The following is a 3,192-nucleotide window of genomic DNA, read 5'->3' as shown; positions in this document are numbered from 1 at the left end:
AGTGAGCCACAGCAGTCGATAAGGACAAGTGATATGCAGCGACGGCAAAATGACCCTCATCAGACGGCGCACGGAACGTCAACACGTATCCTTCCGCAGAAGCAAGTAGACCTTATGGCTCCTACCAAAGTGGTAACTCCAAAAGCAACGGTTACTACACAAGAAAAGTCGGCACGCGGGCCTGCACGGGTACAGAAGAAAGTGCCTAAAAAGACAGATAAAGTGATTCAAAACGAGTCTGCAACACCAGTCTGTCATACACGTTCCAATCACTTAGGCAACCAGGTGCCAACGTCAGTTACACGCCCTTTTGCGAAGGGTCATCAGCTTATGACGCCACTGATGACCCATACCCCTCTGAGCGTCATTCAACGCTTTATCGCAACATGCCCGTTGCCCCTCTTGGTCACACAGGCCCTCGCGAGTTCGACGAGACAGGAGCACAAACGCTTCCTGGTAGAATTGACAAAGTACCCTACTCCGCTCCACCTCTTACCCCTCGACGAAGCGATCGTGCGTCACGTGGAGAACATGCGCAAGGAACGACTTTGGACGTGGAGCACTACTCACAAGAAGTTGGCAACAGCTCTTCACGTCTTCGCCATTCTCCCGGTTTACAGAACGCACATGCAGCCGATACATCTGAAGTTCAGTACACTGGTCCAGCAGGCATTAAAGACGGCTGGTCGCGAGAAAGCGATGGAGCGTGCTCGCGTTCCCATCCCTATGACACCAGTCATATTCGTCCATACTTTGGCGAAGATTCCTGCACAGAAATTGGCGGAAAGGGTAATCCTAACCCTCATGTGGTTCACCGCTGCGAGAGTCGGGTGCGTATGCCTTCTCCATCGCGACGAAATCGTGTCGAAGCCAGATTCATCACTGGAATTGACATTCCGACGAGGCAAGGGAGCCAAGTTGAGGGGCCGCCCGTATGTCGTGTACACTGCCAAGCTACCCCCATTCCTTCTTCACCCAATCAAAGCTTATCTTGCCCTATTTCCGGTGTTGCCGACACCTCTTTTCACGATTACACCAGACAAGATGTTACCGATTTTTCGCCTCTCAGACAAGCGAATGGAGGCACGAAGTATCAGGAGGGGTACTCTACAGACCATGGCGCAACTCAAGGTACCTATAGACGTTCTTATGATGTACTCGGGTCATGCCTGCGAAAAGACGCTGTGGCGATACCTCAACTTTGGTCACGATTACGCACTTATGGCACAACGGATGTCAACAGCTGGCGAAGCACTGATCGAACAGGACCAGGACAGCGACACGGACAGCGAGACGGACGAGTCACCGACAGAATTACAATGCTAGGTTTACAAGCTCCCAACTGGCCAGCCCTACGTGGCAAGCAAAGCAATGCAAATAGCTCAGAGGGACCGTTACATATCAAAACAGAGGTCATCGCCAGTTTAGACATTCCAGCACTGTTACAGAAGTTTGGCAACTTGAATCAGGAGTTGAGAGAAGCGTTAGAATGGATAGACGATTCACACATCTACGATAGCATCCGATCTTATCTCCCAACTTTCACATTCCCAGTACATCGCTCATCGTTCACGGCAGACGATCTTTTACAACTCATCAAGGCTGAAAAGCTCTCAATCGCATCCAGGGGTACAACATATTGCAACGCATTTACTGTTCAGGAAGACAAGCCTGAGGGTATCAGACGCAGGCCCATCATCGAACCACTCATCAACTGTGTCATTGAAGAGTTTTGGCAACCCCAATGCCGTGTTACCTACGCGCCTAAATCTGAGATTCGCAAGCAAGTTTTTGAGAGTTCAGCTTGCTTACAATACGACTTCGCAGCATGGTTTGACCAGATCCAGTTACACCCACACATTCGTGACCTTTTCGCACTCAAGTCGCATAATGATATATTGAACCTCAACGTGTTACCAATGGGTTACAAACCTTCATGCAAGGTGGCTCATACCATCACAAAAACGCTCATCCAGGCAACGCTACGTACTTTACTCAAGACCAAGGTTACATGGGCTGCATGCGTCGATAATGTGGCATTCTTTGGGTCACACAAGGATGCCCTGATGGCAGGTAAAACGTTCGTCACACTTTGTGCATCAGTTAGGGCTGTCATCAAGGAACCAGAAGCTACGCCACAATCCTCATACGACCTTTTAGGCGAACATTACGATCACGTTGCCAAGACAAGATGCCTGACGAGCAAGACCCAGGCCAAAGCAGCATATGTTTTCGCTCTCTTATCCACTCAGACCAAAAAATATTTCAAAGTACGGCAGATCCTTGCTATTTTCGGTTTACTGTTATACTGCGCAGATATCCTAAACATCGACGTGGCAGCTTACCACATGGCAATGCGTTTCTTATCGACAACAGCAGCACGTGAATTATATGAGGTCGTGTTCATCCCTGAACAGCCTCTTGACCAGTTGTTATGTTGGTCTGCCTGCGCTGCATTGAATCTACCAGTATATGTCCACCGCATTATTTCAGACCAAATTGATTTACGTATTTACGTCGACGCTAGTGGTTTAGGGTGGGGAGCTCTTGCAGTCGGTATGAACGCTAGCGTACGATCGTGCGCTTTCCCATGGCCATACTTCATACAATCGTCCGTCGAAGCTGAGCCCCTTGCCGCAACACTTGCCATTAACTACTTTGTGAACACGAAAGTCAGGAATGTGATTTTATACACGGACCATGAGGGTCTCGTTTTTGCTTCCAAAAAAGGGTGGGGAAAGTGTGCAGCATATTCTATGGCAGTGTCTTCTTTTCGACAGTGGGAGAGGTTTGGTGTGTTCATTAGACTAGAACACATTCCAGGCAAGTTCAATCCAGCAGATGCGCTTTCACGTTCTTTTACTCCTCCATTATTGCCTGTGACAAAGATAGGTTTTTAGAACTTCACATCGAAGACAGTGCAGAAGAAGAAGAAGAAGAAGAAGAAGAAGAAGAAGGAAGATGGGACGATGGGATGGAGCACGGGCTCGCGTGCTCGGCTTGCTCTTTCTCCGCGCCTAAAAAGACAATTGACGATTTGGTACTTGAACCTGTTATTTTGATTCTTTCATATTTTGAGTTGAGCCTTGTAGAGAACAAAGTGAACGAAGGAACAAGGTTCAATACATTCAAGAAATGTCCGTCAGTTTTTCTCGTTTTTTCAAAAGGACAGTGGTTGACGGACTTTCGTGT

General features: G+C 48.2%; 1 protein-coding gene. It reads left to right on the top strand.

All coding sequences use genetic code 11. From position 1 onward, the window contains the following. The first annotated feature begins 1,319 nt into the window (after nucleotides 1–1,319). Nucleotides 1,320–2,900: a hypothetical protein gene (locus tag JSU04_00015; protein ID MBS1968655.1), complete on the top strand. Its 1,581-nt coding sequence runs from the start codon at nucleotides 1,320–1,322 to the stop codon at nucleotides 2,898–2,900. The last annotated feature ends 292 nt before the right edge of the window (nucleotides 2,901–3,192 follow it).

The sequence above is a fragment of the Bdellovibrionales bacterium genome (genome assembly GCA_018266295.1).
GTDB lineage: Bacteria > Bdellovibrionota > Bdellovibrionia > Bdellovibrionales > Bdellovibrionaceae > JACMRP01.
This window is presented reverse-complemented; position numbering and strand designations above follow the sequence as displayed.

Coding starts and splice junctions, on each gene's coding strand:
- JSU04_00015 (MBS1968655.1), top strand. CDS start 1,320: ATGCTAGGTTTACAAGCTCCCAACTGGCCAGCCCTACGTGGCAAGCAA.